Origin of the sequence: Limimaricola cinnabarinus (assembly GCF_047631075.1) — a bacterium.
GTDB lineage: Bacteria > Pseudomonadota > Alphaproteobacteria > Rhodobacterales > Rhodobacteraceae > Limimaricola > Limimaricola cinnabarinus.
This window is the reverse complement of record NZ_JBLHYX010000010.1, coordinates 26,903-42,289: the sequence shown is the minus strand read 5'-3', so window position 1 is coordinate 42,289 and position 15,387 is coordinate 26,903. Positions and strand designations below refer to the sequence as shown.

General features: G+C 66.7%; 18 protein-coding genes. 9 read left to right on the top strand and 9 right to left on the bottom strand.

The genetic code is table 11. The annotated features are described in order from the left end of the window. Positions 1-4: 4 nt before the first annotated feature. The 5 genes from dxr to pyrH form a co-directional block, all read right to left on the bottom strand. Positions 5-1,183, bottom strand: a complete 1,179-nt coding sequence (gene dxr, locus ACJASC_RS09920; protein WP_415145627.1) for a 1-deoxy-D-xylulose-5-phosphate reductoisomerase — start codon at positions 1,181-1,183, stop codon at positions 5-7. Then, on the bottom strand, positions 1,180-1,932 hold the full coding sequence (locus tag ACJASC_RS09915; protein WP_045320130.1) for a phosphatidate cytidylyltransferase: 753 nt from the start codon (positions 1,930-1,932) through the stop codon (positions 1,180-1,182). Before ACJASC_RS09915 ends, dxr begins: the two co-directional genes overlap by 4 nt. Positions 1,933-2,038: 106 nt before the next feature. Further along, positions 2,039-2,773: a polyprenyl diphosphate synthase gene (gene uppS, locus ACJASC_RS09910; RefSeq protein WP_415145625.1), complete on the bottom strand. Its 735-nt coding sequence runs from the start codon at positions 2,771-2,773 to the stop codon at positions 2,039-2,041. Between the two features lie 32 nt (positions 2,774-2,805). Next, positions 2,806-3,369 carry a ribosome recycling factor gene (frr, locus tag ACJASC_RS09905; protein WP_415145623.1) on the bottom strand — a complete coding sequence of 188 codons (564 nt, stop codon included), beginning with the start codon at positions 3,367-3,369 and terminating at the stop codon, positions 2,806-2,808. A gap of 145 nt (positions 3,370-3,514) precedes the next feature. Continuing rightward, a complete protein-coding gene (gene pyrH, locus ACJASC_RS09900) occupies positions 3,515-4,240 on the bottom strand; it encodes a UMP kinase (RefSeq protein ID WP_415145621.1) in 726 nt (241 codons plus the stop codon). Between the two features lie 107 nt (positions 4,241-4,347). Between pyrH and miaA the strand changes: the two genes are divergently transcribed. Both miaA and ACJASC_RS09890 read left to right on the top strand, forming a co-directional pair. Then, positions 4,348-5,232 carry a tRNA (adenosine(37)-N6)-dimethylallyltransferase MiaA gene (gene miaA / locus ACJASC_RS09895; RefSeq protein WP_415145619.1) on the top strand — a complete coding sequence of 295 codons (885 nt, stop codon included), beginning with the start codon at positions 4,348-4,350 and terminating at the stop codon, positions 5,230-5,232. Between the two features lie 83 nt (positions 5,233-5,315). Next, entirely contained in the window at positions 5,316-6,149 is an 834-nt protein-coding gene (locus ACJASC_RS09890) for a DUF1206 domain-containing protein (protein ID WP_415145617.1), read from the top strand. 6 nt (positions 6,150-6,155) lie between these two features. Here the strand turns inward: ACJASC_RS09890 and ACJASC_RS09885 are convergent, their stop codons facing one another. Beyond that, positions 6,156-6,764, bottom strand: coding sequence for a lytic transglycosylase domain-containing protein (locus tag ACJASC_RS09885; protein WP_415145615.1), 609 nt, complete (start codon positions 6,762-6,764; stop codon positions 6,156-6,158). A 175-nt stretch (positions 6,765-6,939) separates the two neighbouring features. Between ACJASC_RS09885 and ssb the strand changes: the two genes are divergently transcribed. Further along, complete coding sequence (gene ssb / locus ACJASC_RS09880; protein WP_415145613.1) at positions 6,940-7,452, top strand: single-stranded DNA-binding protein; 513 nt, start codon at positions 6,940-6,942, stop codon at positions 7,450-7,452. Between the two features lie 55 nt (positions 7,453-7,507). Here the strand turns inward: ssb and ACJASC_RS09875 are convergent, their stop codons facing one another. Further along, entirely contained in the window at positions 7,508-8,632 is a 1,125-nt protein-coding gene (locus tag ACJASC_RS09875; protein WP_415145611.1) for an anhydro-N-acetylmuramic acid kinase, read from the bottom strand. Positions 8,633-8,695: 63 nt separating this feature from the next. Here ACJASC_RS09875 and tyrS point away from each other — a divergent pair, with 63 nt between their 5' ends. After that, positions 8,696-9,946: a tyrosine--tRNA ligase gene (gene tyrS / locus ACJASC_RS09870; RefSeq protein ID WP_415145609.1), complete on the top strand. Its 1,251-nt coding sequence runs from the start codon at positions 8,696-8,698 to the stop codon at positions 9,944-9,946. A gap of 113 nt (positions 9,947-10,059) precedes the next feature. Continuing rightward, entirely contained in the window at positions 10,060-10,707 is a 648-nt protein-coding gene (locus ACJASC_RS09865) for a DUF998 domain-containing protein (protein WP_415145607.1), read from the top strand. Here ACJASC_RS09865 and ACJASC_RS09860 read toward each other — a convergent pair. Next, complete coding sequence (locus ACJASC_RS09860) at positions 10,704-11,666, bottom strand: DUF3179 domain-containing protein (RefSeq protein WP_415145605.1); 963 nt, start codon at positions 11,664-11,666, stop codon at positions 10,704-10,706. The genes ACJASC_RS09865 and ACJASC_RS09860 overlap by 4 nt on opposite strands. Before the next feature lie 160 nt (positions 11,667-11,826). Here ACJASC_RS09860 and ACJASC_RS09855 point away from each other — a divergent pair, with 160 nt between their 5' ends. The 3 genes from ACJASC_RS09855 to eno are packed head-to-tail and all read left to right on the top strand — an operon-like array spanning position 11,827 to position 14,454. Beyond that, complete coding sequence (locus tag ACJASC_RS09855) at positions 11,827-12,252, top strand: Fur family transcriptional regulator (RefSeq protein ID WP_021694638.1); 426 nt, start codon at positions 11,827-11,829, stop codon at positions 12,250-12,252. Between the two features lie 3 nt (positions 12,253-12,255). Beyond that, positions 12,256-13,146, top strand: coding sequence for a DMT family transporter (locus ACJASC_RS09850; protein ID WP_415145603.1), 891 nt, complete (start codon positions 12,256-12,258; stop codon positions 13,144-13,146). Positions 13,147-13,176: 30 nt separating this feature from the next. Continuing rightward, positions 13,177-14,454 (top strand): phosphopyruvate hydratase, encoded by a 1,278-nt coding sequence (gene eno, locus ACJASC_RS09845; RefSeq protein WP_415145601.1) that lies wholly within the window; start codon positions 13,177-13,179, stop codon positions 14,452-14,454. A gap of 70 nt (positions 14,455-14,524) precedes the next feature. On the opposite strand, the gene ACJASC_RS09840 is transcribed toward eno, so the two are convergent. Then, the gene (locus ACJASC_RS09840) at positions 14,525-15,004 is read right to left on the bottom strand and encodes a PRC-barrel domain-containing protein (RefSeq protein ID WP_415145599.1); all 480 of its coding nucleotides are present in this window, start codon (positions 15,002-15,004) and stop codon (positions 14,525-14,527) included. Positions 15,005-15,087: 83 nt separating this feature from the next. Between ACJASC_RS09840 and ACJASC_RS09835 the strand changes: the two genes are divergently transcribed. Beyond that, on the top strand, positions 15,088-15,327 hold the full coding sequence (locus ACJASC_RS09835; RefSeq protein WP_415145597.1) for a sulfurtransferase TusA family protein: 240 nt from the start codon (positions 15,088-15,090) through the stop codon (positions 15,325-15,327). Positions 15,328-15,387 lie beyond the last annotated feature (60 nt).

Genomic DNA, 15,387 nt, shown 5'->3' with positions numbered 1-15,387 from the left:
CGTCCTATGCGGTGAAAAGATCGGTCCGGGCGATGGCCGCGGCGCGCGCGCGCGCCTCTGCGTCGGCTCCAAGGACCGCGTCGAGGCCGGGGCTGTCAACCCGCAGCGCCCCGTCACGCGACATCATGTCCAACACCCGCTCCACCACCTGCGCCATCTGCATGAAGCCGATGCGCCGGTCGAGAAAGGCGTCGAGCGCGGCTTCCTTGGCGGCGTTGAAGGCCGCCCCCGCGAGCCCACCCTCCTCCATCACGCGCCGTGCAAGGCGCAGCGCCGGGTAGCGGGCATCGTCGGGGGCGCGGAACGTCATCGACCCCACGGCGGCGAGGTCGAGCCGCGCCACCGGCAGTTCGCGCCGCTCGGGCCAGTTGAGCGCGTAGCCGATCGCATGGCGCATGTCGGGCGCACCCATATGTGCCATCAACGCGCCGTCGTTGAAGCCGACCAGCGCGTGGATTAGGCTCTCGGGATGGATCACCACCTCGACCTGCTCGGGCGCGAGGGCGAACAGCTCCTTGGCCTCGATGACTTCGAGCGCCTTGTTGAACATCGAGGCGCTGTCGATTGTGATGCGCTGGCCCATGGCCCAGTTGGGATGGGTCGCGGCCTCTTCCGGCGTGGCCTGGGCCAGCCGGTCCGGCGGCCAGTCGCGGAAGGCGCCGCCCGAGGCGGTGAGGATCACCCGCTCGACCGCGGCGCGATCCTCGCCCGCCAGCGCCTGGAACACGGCAGAATGTTCGCTGTCGACCGGCAGCAGCGTCGCGCCATGGCGGCGTGCGCGGTCGAGCACCAAGGACCCGGCGGCGACCATGGTTTCCTTGTTGGCGAGCGCCAGCGTCGCGCCCTGCCCGATCGCGGCGAGCCCCGGCACCAGCCCCGCCGCCCCGACGATGGCCGACATCACCAGATCGGCGGGCATGGCCGCGGCCTCGGCGATGGCGGCGTCGCCCGAGGCGACGGCGATGCCGGTCCCGGAAAGGCGTTCGGTCAGTTCGGCGCGGCAATCGTCATGGCAGGTGACGGCGAGACGCGCGCGCAGCCGCTTCGCCTGATCGGCGAGCAGCGCCACGTTGCGCCCGCCGGTCAGCGCCACGGTCTCAAAGCGGTCGGGCGCCGCCTCGATCAGCTCCACGGTCTGACAGCCGATCGAGCCGGTGGCGCCGAGAATGGTGACGCGTTTCAAAAATGCACCCCGGGAATGAACCCGAGCGCGGAGGCCGCCAGCATGAAAAGCGAGGCCCCGAGCATCGCGTCGAAGCGATCGAACAGACCGCCATGGCCGGGGATCAACGTCGAGCTGTCCTTGACCTTCATGCGCCGCTTGAGCGCGCTCTCGGCGATATCACCCATCTGGCTGGCAAAGCTCAGCAGCATGGAGATCCAGACGAGGTGCCACGGGCTGTCGGCTAGCATGACGAAGGCCAGACCGACGACACCCGCCGACACCCAACCCGCCGAAGTGCCCGACCATGTCTTCTTGGGGCTGACCTTGGGCCAGAACTTGGGCCCACCCAACGCGCGCCCCGCAACATAGCCGAAGACGTCGGTGCAGATCACCACGAGGATCAGCCACAACAGCCATTGAAATCCGTATTCGGCGCGAAAGGTGACGAGGCCCCAGCCCGCGATCTCGATGCCCAGCGCGAAGGCGAGAAAGGTCGCCCTTTCCCGGCGCAGCATCAGGGCCCCCGCGATCGGCGCCACCAGAAACAGCAGCAGCACCCAGTTGTCGCCGTGTGACAGCTGACCCGACAGCACGCTGGCGCACAGCGCGGCCAGAAGCATGCCCGGCGTCGGCTTGCCGGGCTCTATCATCATCCACAGCTCCCAGACCATGACGGCGGTCACGAAAACCGTCAGCATCTGGAACCACAGACCGCCCATCATCACCGCGAGCGCGCCAAGGAGCGCCATGGCCGCGCCGGAGACCATGCGCACGCCCAGATCGCTCCAGCGTCCCGGGTCGGCCAGCGCGGCGGCCGTCACCGCCACACCTTCGGTGGGTTTGTCGCCCCTGCTGTCCCGTTGCTCCGTCACGTCAGGCCCTGACGGCGCCGTAACGGCGATCGCGAGTGGCATAGTTGGCGCAGACCTTGGCGAATTCGGCAGGCGTGAAATCGGGCCAGAGCGTATCGACGAACTCGTATTCCGCATAGGCCGACTGCCACAGCAGGAAGTTCGAGATGCGCGCCTCGCCAGAGGTGCGGATCACCAGGTCGGGGTCCGGCAGGACATGGGTGTCGAGAAAGCGCGACAGCGTCTCGGCATCGACATCCTTGTGGGTGAGGCGACCCTGCTCGATCTCGTAGGCGAGCCTCTTGGCCGCGCGGGTCACCTCGTCGCGCCCGCCATAGTTCAGCGCCACGGTAAGATGCACCAGGTCATTGTGGCTGGTCAGAAGCTCCAGTTCGTCCATCATCGCCACCAGCTTCTCGTCGAGCCGGATCCGGTCGCCGATGAAGCGCACCCGCACGCCTTTGGTCAGGAGCGCGCGCGCCTCGCGCACGATGTAGCGGCGAAACAGCGCCATCAGCCCCGAGACCTCGGTCTGGGTGCGTTTCCAATTCTCGGTCGAGAAAGCGAAGATCGTCAGATATTTGACGCCCAGATCGGGACAAGCCTCGACGATGTCGCGGACCCGGCGGGCCCCGGCCTGATGCCCGAAAAGCCGTGGCCGGCCACGGCCTTGTGCCCAGCGGCCATTGCCATCCATGATGATGGCGACGTGATCCGGGCCACCCTTGGGTGTCGTGTCTTGCGCATCGGCAGCCATGGCGGCCTCCCTGGCATTCTCTGAGGAAACCCTCAGACCTGCATGATCTCGGCCTGTTTCGTCTCGAGCTGCTGATCGACCAGCTTGATGTAGCGGTCGGTCAGCTCCTGGACCTCCTGCTCCCAGAACTTCTGGTCGTCTTCGGAGAGACCGTCATTCTTGGCCTTCTTGATCTGGTCCATGCCGTCGCGGCGCAGGTTGCGGATCGCGACGCGGGCGTGCTCGGCATATTGACCGGCCACCTTGGTCAGCTGGGTCCGCCGCTCTTCGTTCAGCTCGGGGATCGGCAGCATGATGATGGTGCCGTTGAGCTGCGGGTTGATGCCGAGGCCGCTTTCGCGGATCGCCTTCTCGACCTTGCCCACGAGCGCCTTGTCCCAGACGTTGATCGTCACCATCCGCGGCTCGGGCACGTTGACGGTGCCGACCTGGTTGATCGGCGTCGGGCTGCCATAGGCGTCGACCATCACCGGCTCGAGCATCGAGGCCGATGCCCGACCCGTGCGCAGGGAGGCGAATTCGGTGCGCAGGGAGGCGATCGCCCCGTCCATGCGGCGCTGAAGGTCGTCGGTGTCGAGTTCGAAATCGTCTGCCATCGGTCTCTTCTTGTCTTTGGGAGCGGGCTGTTGGCGCCGGTGATAACCGAGGCGGCCCCCGCATTCCAGAACACTTTGCCCGACCCTAACCTCGCCGCGTGTCGGGTCGTGGGCAGACACGTGGCAAGATCGGGTCGGGTTTCACTTAGCCATGCACCCGCGTCGAGGTGCCCTCGCCCGCGAGGATGCCACGCAACCCGCCGGGTTCGTCGAGAGAGAACACGATGATCGGCAAGCTGTTGTCGCGCGCCAGCGCGATCGCCGAGGCATCCATCACGCCCAGATGCTTGGCCAGCACCTCGTCATAGGTCACGGTCTCGTAGCGCTTGGCATCGGGGAACTTCTTGGGGTCCTTGTCATAGACCCCGTCGACCTTGGTGCCCTTGAAGATCGCCTCGCAGCTCATTTCGTTGGCGCGCAGAGTCGCGGCGGTGTCGGTGGTGAAATACGGGTTGCCGGTGCCTGCGGCAAAGATGCAGACGCGCTGCTTCTCGAGGTGGCGCACCGCGCGGCGGCGGATGTAGGGCTCGCAGACCTGATCCATCGGGATGGCCGAGATCACGCGGGTGAACACACCGAGCTCCTCGAGCGCCGACTGCATCGCCAGCGCGTTCATCACCGTGGCGAGCATGCCCATGTAGTCGGCGGTGGTGCGCTCCATGCCCTGCGCCGAGCCCGACAGCCCGCGAAAGATGTTGCCGCCACCGATCACCATGCAGATCTCGACGCCGAGATCATGCACCGACTTGACCTCGCGCGCGATGCGTTCGACGGTCGGCGGATGCAGACCGAACGCCGTGTTCCCCATCAGCGCCTCCCCGGAGATCTTCAGCATCACCCTGCGGAAGGCAGGCTTTTGGGTATCGGTCATGGGGGCTCCGTCGGTGGTTCGGGGGGGTCTGGGTCGCCGCGCAAGATGACCGAAACCGCAGGCGGGTTCAATGCCGTACGGGCAGCTTCGGCGCCCCTTGGCCGGGGATGAGCGCGTGGAGGGACATCGCGCGCGGGCTCGATCCCGCGCGCCCGGTGCTGATCGCCGGGCCGACCGCCTCGGGCAAGTCGGCACTGGCGCTCGCGGTGGCCGAGGCGGGCGGCGGCGTGGTGGTGAACGCCGATGCGCTTCAAGTCTATGCCGACTGGCGCGTGCTCACTGCCCGCCCCCCGGCCGAGGAAGAGGCCCGCGCGCCGCATGCGCTCTATGGGCAGGTGCCGCGTGATGCAGCATGGTCCGTGGGCCATTGGCTGCGTGCGGTGACGACATATCTGGACGGCGCGCGGCCGATCATCGTCGGCGGCACGGGGCTGTATTTCTCCGCCCTGACCGAGGGCCTTGCCGAAATCCCGGCCACGCCCCCTTCGATCCGCGCCGAGGCCGACGCGATCGCCCTGCCCGATCTGATCGCCGGGCTCGACGCGCCCAGCGCCGCGCGGCTCGACCTCAACAACCGCGCGCGAGTGCAAAGGGCATGGGAGGTGCTGCGCGCCACCGGGCGGGGCATCGCCGAATGGCAGGCCGCGACGCCTGCGCCGCTGCTGCCGCTCGACGCCGCGCAGCCGTTGGTGCTGCGGCCCGATCCGGGATGGCTCGACGCACGAATCGCACGGCGCTTCGATCTCATGCTCGACGACGGCGCGGTCGAGGAGGTGCGCGCCAACCTGCCGCATTGGACCCCCCGCGCGCCTTGGGCGCGGGCCATCGGCGCGCCGGAACTGGTGGCGCATCTGCGTGGCGAGACCGATCTTGCCACAGCGCGCGCGCACGCGATCCTCGCCTCGCGCCAATATGCCAAGCGGCAGCGCAGCTGGTTTCGCAGCCGCATGAGCAGCTGGCGCGAGATCGATCCAGCGTCGCCGACCCGCTGACACGACCCCTGCCCGACGACACGGTCCCGCGAAACAGCGTCGAGCGGGTGGAACCCGCAAGGCCCGGGTCGCCTTGTGGGGTCATGACACAACAAAATCTCCAATGGGCGGTCCCGGTGATGCGCGCGGGCTATGCGGGCCGCGGCCTCATCTATCTTGTGGTGGCGATCCTGTCGCTCCTCGCGATCTGGCGCGGCTCCACGCCGGGCGGCACCGGCGAGGCGATGGCCTCGCTGGAGCGGGCTTGGTGGGGCATCGCACTTCTGGCGCTGATCGCCATCGGCCTCGCGGCCTATGGCGTCTGGCGCCTTGTTGCGGCGTTCTGGGATCTCGAAGCGCATGGCAGCGACGCCAAGGGCATCGTGGCCCGGCTCGGTCAGGTCGTGACCGGCATCATCCATCTCGGTCTCGCTTTCACGGCGGCGGCGATCCTGATGCCCTCCGGCTCTGGAGGCAGCGGCGGCTCCAGCCTCGACAAATGGACCGCCAAGATCATGCAGATGCCGTTCGGCCAGTGGATCGTCGGCCTTGCCGGGGCCATCGGTTTCGGCGCGGGCGTCTATTACATCTGGAAGGGATTGTCGCACAAATACATGGCCAATCTGCGCGCCCGTCCCGTGACGCTGAAGCTGCAACCGGCGCTCACTGCGGGGCTCGTCGCCAATGGCGCGGTCGTCACCATCGTCGGCTTCCTGCTCATCTATGCGGCATGGACCCTCAACCCCAGCGAAGCGGGCGGTCTGGCCGAGGCCTTCGACTGGTTGCGCAGCCAGCCTTATGGCACGGTGCTGGTGACAGCGCTGGCGGTGGGTCTCTTGGGATTTTCGCTGTTCTGCTTCGTCAACGCGGCCTACCGGCTGATCCCCAAGCTCAAGACCGACGACGTGGAAACCATGGCGCGCCGGCTGGCATCCTGAGAGCCGTCAACCCCCGAGAATAGCCTTCACGTAATGCCGGGTCTCGGCGAAGGGCGGAATGCCACGATATTTGGCAACCGCGCCGGGACCCGCATTGTAGGCGGCAAGCGCCAGCCGCCAGTCGCCGAAGGCGTCATACTGCATCCGCAGATACCGCGCCCCGCCTTCAAGATTCTGGCGCGGATCGGTGGGATCGACGCGCAGCTGCCGGGCCGTGTCAGGCATCAGCTGCGCCAGCCCAAGCGCACCGACCCGGCTGACGGCCCCCGCGTTCCAACCGCTTTCCTGCTGCACAAGGCGCAAGAACAGATCTTCGGGGATCCGGTGCTTGCGCGCGGCGTCACGCGCCAGCGTCAGATAGGGACCTTTGTAGCGCCCCCTGAAAGCCGGAGAGACCGGCGAGGCCGCCACCACCAGATCCTGCGGCACCTCGGCGCGGGGTGGCTGCAACCGGCCCGAACCTGCGTATTGCGATGCGGCCCGCCCGTCGAGCACGCCGAGCTGCGAGGCGAAGAGGCCCGGCGCGGAGCGGCTCGACACCCGGTCGGCTAGAGCGGGCGCCGTGCAGGCAAGGCAAAGCGCCGCCAGCATGGCGCCCCTGAAGAGATGTTTCATCGCGTCCCCCCGTTGCGCCAGTTGTCCCCGGCGCTGCTGCGTTCGCTGCGCCGACGCTACCCGCGATCATGGTGGAAAGGAAAGCGCGAATGGGCAATTGGGCTGTCATCGGGCGGTCGCGCGGCTTAGGGTCGGCGCGAGAGAAACGCAAGATTCGACAAGGCAGGAGGACCTCATGGCTGGTTCCGTCAACAAGGTTATCATCATCGGCAATCTGGGCCGCGATCCCGAGGTCCGTACCTTCCAGAACGGCGGCAAGGTGGTGAACCTGCGCGTCGCCACCTCCGAAAACTGGAAGGACAAGAACACCGGCGAGCGCCGCGAGCGTACCGAGTGGCACTCGGTCGCAATCTTCAACGAGCCGCTGGGCCGGATCGCCGAGCAATACCTCAAAAAGGGCTCGACCGTCTATCTCGAGGGCCAGCTGGAAACCCGCAAGTGGCAGGACCAGCAAGGCAATGACCGTTACTCCACCGAGGTCGTGCTGCGCCCCTTCACCGGCAACCTGACGCTGCTTGGCGGTCGCGGTGACGGCGGCGGTTCGAGCGGTGGTTATGGCGGCGACGACCGGGGCGGCTATGGCGGTGGCTCGGGCGGTTACGATGACCGCGGCGGCTATGGTGACAGCAATCAGGGCGGCGGTCAGGGAGGCGGCAGCCGCGACATCGACGACGAGATCCCGTTCTGAGATCAGGCCCTGTGCAGATCGAACGCCGCCCCCTCTCGGGGCGGCGTTTCTCGTTTCAGCCCAGCGCCACGGCAAGCTCGCCCGGACGGCTGAGTGTTCCGCCTCCCACGGCGGCGCGCACGCCCGTCGTACCGGGCGCCGAGGTGGGCAGGCCCCGCGCCACCCGCACCGCGAGATAGGCGAAGGCCTGCGCCTCAAGCATGTCACCGTCGAGACCCGCCTCCTCGACCGGCAGGACCGGACAGTCGCAGCCCGCTGCGATCATCGCCATCATCACCGGGTTGCGTCGCCCCCCCCCGGTGACCAGCAACCGCTCCGGCGGTGCGGGGCACAACTCCATTCCGCGCATTACGCTGGCCGCGGCACAGGCCGTCAACGTCGCCGCCGCATCCGCGTCCGAAAGCGTCGCCACCTCGCCCGCCAGCGCGGCAAAGGCGTCACGGTCGAGCGATTTTGGGGCCATCCGAAAGAAATGCGGATGCTGCAGGAAGCGCGCCACCACGGCGTCGTTCACCTCGCCCCGCGCCGCAAGTGCGCCATCCTCGTCGAGCGCTCGCCCCAGCCGGGTCTGCAGCAAGTCGTTGACCGGCGCGTTGGCGGGACCGGTGTCGAATGCCAGCAACGCGCCTTCGGTCTCGGGGCGGGCAAAGCCCGGATCGGCGAAGGTCAGGTTGCCGACGCCGCCGAGATTGAGGAAGGCCAGCGGCGCGCGGGCCTCGATGAACCGGGCCAGAGCGAAATGATAGAACGGCGCGAGCGGCGCGCCCTCGCCTCCGAAGCGCACATCGGCGCTGCGGAAGTCCCAGACCACGGGCAGGCCCAGCGCCTCGGCGAGGATCGCGCCGGAGCCCGCCTGATGCGTGCCGCGCCCGCGCGGGTCATGCGCGAAGGTCTGACCGTGAAATCCGATCAGGTCGATGTCGTCGAAGCGCGACAGTATCTCGGCATGGGCGGTTTCGACCACCTCAGCGGCGGCCTCGACCTCCGCGCCGTCCCAGCGCCCGAGAGCGGCGCGCAGCACCTCGCGCTCGGTCTCCGAATAGGGCCTGTAGGCGCTTTCCCCAAAGCCGAACACGGTCTCGCCATCGGTCTCGATGATGGCGGCGTCGACCCCGTCGAGCGAGGTGCCCGACATCGCGCCCAAGGCCCTGATCTTGTCGCCCGTCCCGATCCGCCGCATCGCGCTTTCCCTCGTCCCGCTTGATGCCTATAGAGTGGCGCGACCAAGAGAGGGGCACAAGACATGACCTACCACCCCAAGAGCGACTTCATGTCCGTGATGATCGAGCGCGGCTATCTTGCCGACTGCACCGATTATCAGGGCTTGGACGAGGCGCTGTCGAAGGGGGTCGTGCCCGCCTATATTGGCTATGACGCCACAGCGGCGTCGCTGCATGTTGGACACCTGCTCAACGTGATGATGCTGCGCTGGCTGCAAAAGACCGGCCACAAGCCGATCACCCTGATGGGCGGCGGCACCACCAAGGTGGGCGATCCGAGCTTCCGCTCGGACGAACGGCCCCTGCTGGGCCCCGACCAGATCGCCTCGAACATCGCCGGCATGAAACAGGTCTTCGCGCGCTATTTGTCTTATGGTGACGCACCGACCGACGCGCTGATGCTCGACAATGCCGAGTGGCTCGACAATCTGAACTATCTCGAGTTCCTGCGCGACATCGGGCGGCATTTCTCGGTCAACCGGATGCTGTCCTTCGAGAGCGTGAAGTCGAGGATCGACCGCGAGCAATCGCTGTCGTTCCTTGAATTCAACTACATGATCCTGCAGGCCTACGACTTTCTCGAACTGAACCGTCGCTATGGCTGTGTGCTGCAGATGGGCGGCTCGGACCAGTGGGGCAACATCGTCAACGGTATCGACCTGACGCGCCGCGTGCTCGACCACGAGATTTACGGCCTGACCTCGCCACTGCTGACGACCTCGGACGGCCGCAAGATGGGCAAGTCGGCGGGCGGCGCGGTCTGGCTCAACGAAGAGATGCTGAGCCCTTACGAGTTCTGGCAATTCTGGCGCAACACCACCGACGCCGATGTGGGCCGCTTCCTCAAGCTCTATACTGAACTGCCGGTCGATGAGTGTGAGCGCCTCGGCGCGCTGGCAGGTTCGGAGATCAACGAGGGCAAGATCGTGCTGGCCGACGAGGTCACGGCGCTTTTGCATGGGCGTGACGCGGCCGAGGCGGCCAAGGCCACGGCGCGCGAGGTGTTCGAGAAGGGCGGCGTGGGTGACGACCTGCCGACGCTGACGCTCTCCGAGGCCGAGGTGGCGGACGGCATCTCGATCGTGCAGCTGATCGTGCGGGCGGGGCTTGCCGGGTCGGGCAAGGAGGCCAAGCGATTGATTTCGGACAATGGCGCGCGTCTAGATGACGCGCCGCTGACCGATGCGGGGCTGATCATCGACCGCGCGGCCCTCACCGCGCCGATCAAGCTTTCGGCCGGCAAGAAACGCCACGCCCTGGTGCGTCTGGGCTGAGATCTTGAAGGGGCGGCGCGCGCCGCCCCTTTTCATGTGACGCGGCGTGGCACGCCTCTTGGCGGAACCAGCGCCGCCCCCTCCCGTTGGCCCGCCAACACGGGAGAGACGCCATGAAGGACGCCGTCGGACAACCGGTCGACGCAGAACGCCCCTACCTGCTTTTGCTGATGGCGGGACTGGGTTTTTTCGGCTGCATGTCGATGATCGGCGGCACCATCGCCGCACAGATCGTCGTGCCGGGCCATGATTGGGTCGCTGACACGATCAGCGATCTGGGCGCCGGCGAGTGGGAGATCATCATGGACGTCGCCCTCTACGGCTTTGCGGCGGGTCTCTTCGCCATGGCGCTGGCGGCGTCGCATGCGCATCTGGGCGGCATCGGCTGGTCGGCTGGCGTGGTGTCCCTCGCCATTCTCGCGGCGCTGGTCGTCGTCGTCGGCGCGCGCAACGAATACGGCGATGGCGACGACGAAGGCGTGGTGATCCACATCTACCTCGTCTACGGCCTCGGCGTGCTGTTCCTCGCGGCCCCGCTCAACATGGCGGCGGGATTCGGGCGCGATCACCCCAAGGTACGGTCGGCGCTGATCGGCCTCGCCATCGCCTGGGGCGTGTCCGCGCCGCTGTTTCTCATGGCGCCAACTTCGATCGACGGTCTGGCCGAGCGGGTTCTGGGCCTCATCGCCTGCGCCATCCTTGCGGTGATGGCATGGGTGTTCTGGCAGCGCGGGCTCGATGCGCGCGAGGGCCGGGTCTAGCCGCCTAGCATCCATTCGCCCTCTGGCCAGAACACGTGGAAAGCAAAGGCGAAAAGCACGTCATGCGGCACGTCGCGGCCCTGCGCGTCACGCACGCGCACATTGCCCACGTCGCGCCCCTGCGCGACTGCGCTTGCGTCGAGCGCGCTGGCCTGCCCGGCCTCCCACGTGATCGTCACGCCGGCCTCGCTCACCGATCCCGCCTCGCGTAGCCGCGAAAAAGTCCAGGCCCGGTCGCCCACGCGCACCACCCGCATCAGGGGCGCGATGTCGTGCGGCGGCATTTCGCCCGAATAGAGGAAGGGCCGCGCCGAGCTGTCATAGCTGACATAGGGGTTGCGCCCGTAGTCGCGGCTCCAGTTCGGCTCGTCCATCACCAGCCCCTCCGGATAGGCCGCGAGATACCTTTCCCAGCTGTCCATCCAAGCGGGCAGCAACTCAAGCTCGCGGCCCGTCATCTCGCCGACGATGCCGGTGCCGATGGCTTGCTGCCACCAGCTTTCGGTCTGGCGGTCATACATCACCATGTCCGAGGCGCGCAGCATCCCCGAGACGCCGAAGGACAGCTCCTGCCCCTCGACCCGGCGGTCGAACACCATGCCCGAGTTGCATAGCGGACAATAGGTGACGGCCACCGGCACGCCCCCCGCCGCGTCGTTGACGATCTCGTGCCAGAGCAGGTAGCGGATCGGGTAGGCCCGCGCGGGCCCCTCCGGGGCGGGCCAGACCATCACCGGTTCCGCCGGCCCGAGCCGCGTCTCGGATGCGGCCGGGACCATGCGCGGATCATCGATCGCGGGGATGCCGTCTTTCGGCGGTCCGCCCGACATGATCTCGGACCAGTCGGTGATGTCGGTGGTGGCGAAATCGGTGTTCGGCCATTGGCCCTGCCAGCGCGCGGGCTGGGCCTGCGCGGCCCCCGCAATCGCCAGCGCGGCGATGATCGTGATGATGCGCATGTCGTGTCCTCCCCTGCGTCAGCCTGCCCGGCCGGTCTCGCGCGCGACACCCCGCCTCACCGCATGGTGACGCCGCGCGAGCCGCCGTGTGCCCGCAGGGTGGCGTCCTCGCCTCGAACCGGCTAGACGGGCGGCGAGACATCTCCACGGACCCTGCCCCATGCCCGAAACCATCCTGTCGCGCTGCGAGCAGAACGGCCTGCGCCTGACCGAACAGCGCCGGGTGATCGCGCAGGTTCTGGAGGCGGCGGACGACCATCCCGATGTCGAGGAACTGCACGCCCGCGCCGCCGCCGAAGACGCACGCATCTCGCTTGCCACGGTTTACCGCACGGTGAAGCTCTTCGAAGAGGCTGGCATCCTCGAAAAACACGAGTTCGGCGACGGGCGCGCGCGCTACGAAACCACCGACCGCGAGCATCACGACCACCTCATCGACATGCATTCGGGCGAAGTGATCGAATTCGTCGACGACGAGATCGAGGCGCTTCAGGAACGCATTGCCGAGCGGCTGGGCTACCGGCTCATCGGGCACCGGCTGGAACTCTACGGCGTCCCGACCGCCCCCGCCAAGAAAGAAAGCTGAGAAATGGAGAACCTGCGCGGCAGCGCCTTGATAGTGGCGGGCATGCTCGGCTTCGCGCTCGAGGACATGTTCATCAAGATGATGGCAGGCGCGTTGCCGGTGGGGCAAATCCTGATGCTTCTGGGTCTCGGCGGCGGCATCGTCTTTGCCATGATGTCGGTGGCGCGCGGCGAGCGGCTCCTGTCGCCGGATTTCCACCACAGGGCGGTGATCGCGCGCAACTTGGGCGAGGTGATCGGCACCGCGGGCTTCATCACCGCCGTGGCGCTGTCGCCGTTGGCCACGGCCTCGGCGATCTTGCAGGCCAACCCGCTTCTGGTGACACTCGGGGCGGCCGTGTTCTTTGCCGAGCCGGTGGGCTGGCGCCGCTGGAGCGCGATTTGCGTCGGTCTGTTCGGCGTGCTGCTGGTGATCCGGCCGGGCGCCGAGGGTTTCACGCCGCTGTCGCTCTTCGCGGTGCTCGGCACGATGGGCCTTGCCGCGCGCGACCTCGCCTCGCGCCGCGTGCCGCGCTCCATCTCGTCGCTGAAGCTGTCGACCTACGCCTTTCTGATCCTCGTGCCCGTCGGCTACCTAATGGTGGTCGTGGCGGGCGAGGCGCTGGTCTGGCCATCGACCGTCAATTCATTGCGGCTTCTGGCCGCCATCGGTGTCGGCGTCGCGGGCTACTGGGCGCTGACGGCGGCCACGCGAATGGGCGAGATCTCGGTGATCGCGCCCTACCGCTATACCCGCCTCGTCTTTGCACTGTTCGTGGCCTACTTCGCCTTTGGCGAGCGGCCCGATCTGCTCACCTATATCGGTGCCGCGATCATCGTCGGATCGGGCATCTACACGCTTCTTCGCGAAGCCCGGCTCAGGCGCGCTTCACGCCGGGTCACGCCCGCGTTATAGAACCTCCAAACCTTCCCACAGGAGATCTCCATGAGCACGATCATCGACATTCACGCCCGCGAAATCCTCGACAGCCGGGGCAACCCGACGGTCGAAGTGGACGTGATCCTCGAAGACGGCACGATGGGCCGCGCCGCTGTGCCCTCGGGCGCCTCGACCGGCGCCTACGAGGCGGTCGAAAAGCGTGACGGCGACAAGTCCCGCTACATGGGCAAGGGCGTGCTCGAAGCCGTGGCCGCCGTCAACGGCGAGATCGCCGAAGCCATCCTTGGCATGGACGCGACCGAGCAGGTCGAGATCGACCAGACCATGATCGAGCTCGACGGCACCGACAACAAGGGCCGTCTCGGCGCCAATGCGATCCTCGGCGTGTCCATGGCCGTCGCCAAGGCCGCGGCCGAATACACCACCCAGCCGCTGTTCCGCTATGTCGGCGGCATGTCGGCTCGCGTCCTGCCGGTGCCGATGATGAACATCATCAATGGCGGCGAGCATGCCGACAACCCGATCGACATCCAGGAATTCATGATCATGCCGGTCTCCGCGACCAGCATCCGTGAAGCCGTCCGCATGGGCTCGGAGGTGTTCCACACCCTCAAGAAGGAACTGTCGGCCGCTGGCATGTCCACCGGTCTCGGCGACGAGGGCGGCTTCGCCCCCGAACTGGGTTCGACCCGCGAGGCGCTCGACTTCATCCTGAAATCCATCGAGAAGGCGGGCTACAAGCCTGGTGAGGACATCTATCTCGCCCTCGATTGCGCCGCGACCGAGTATTACAAGAACGGCAAGTACGAGCTGAAGGGCGAAGGCAAGTCGCTGACCTCTCAGGAAAACGTCGCCTATCTCGAAGCGCTGGTGAACGACTACCCGATCATCTCGATCGAAGACGGCATGTCCGAGGACGACTGGGATGGCTGGAAGGCGCTGACCAATGCGCTGGGCGACCGTGTGCAGCTCGTCGGCGACGACCTGTTCGTGACCAACCCCACCCGTCTCAAGGACGGCATCGAAAAAGGCTCGGCCAATTCGCTCTTGGTGAAGGTCAATCAGATCGGCACTTTGACCGAGACGATGCAGGCCGTGGAGATGGCGCAGCGCGCCCGTTTCACCTGTGTGATGTCGCACCGTTCGGGCGAGACCGAGGACGCGACCATCGCCGACCTCGCCGTCGCCACCAACTGTGGTCAGATCAAGACCGGCAGCCTCGCGCGCTCCGACCGGCTCGCCAAGTACAACCAGCTGATCCGCATCGAGGAAATGCTGGGCGAGACCGCGATCTATGCAGGTCGTTCGATCCTGCGCGGCTGATCGGGCCCCTCACGACGAGAAAGGGCCGTGGCGGATGCCACGGCCCTTTTGCTTTCAACTGGCAGAGCGATCAGTCGCGCCAGTTGTAATAGCCTTCGTCGGCCTGCGGCAGCGCTTCGAGCTGCTCTTGGCTCATGCGGGTCACGAGCGAGAAATCACCGCCGGCATAGTCTCCGGCAAAGCGCACTTCGCTGAAATCAAGGATGACATCCTCGTCACCGATATCGAGCCAGCCGCCCGTCTCGATCACCAGACCGATCATCTGACCATCGGCCGAGATCACGATGTCCTCGACTTCACCGATGTCTTCCCATTCGGCGTCGACTTCCTCGTAATAGGGCGTGTCGGTCCACAGTGTCTCGTCATACTCGGCCTGAAGCGTGTAGATGTTCGAGCCGATCAGGTTTTCCGCGCGAATCGTGTTCATCATGTTGTCGGCCGTCAGACGGCCGCTGCCCATGCCCATCTCCATATGCGCCTCGGCGAGCGCGCCGCCAGCGGCGAGGGTCAGTCCGAGAGTCAGGGCTGTGGTGTTCATCATGCGGGTCATGAGATCTCCTTCATCTTGCGTTTCCGTCTTCGGCGGGTCAACCGTTCAACTCCGCTCCTGTTCCAGACCAAAGGTTTCCCCCAATGTCGGCTTCGGCTTCTTCTTCGCAGCGCTATGACGCGCGCGGGCTGATCTGCCCGCTGCCGGTCCTCAAGGCGCGCAAGTTGCTGGCGGCGATGACACCGGGCGAGGTGCTGGAGATCCTGTCCGACGATCCCGTGGCCCGGATCGATCTGCCGCATTTCTGCGCCGAAGCGGGGCATGTCCATCTTGACCTGATCGAGGACGGTGCGACGCAAATTCACCGCATACGCCGCGGTTGACGGAACGACACGAACGATTTCGTTCCGTCGTCATACCGTCTCTTTGAAAGGTAAAGGCCG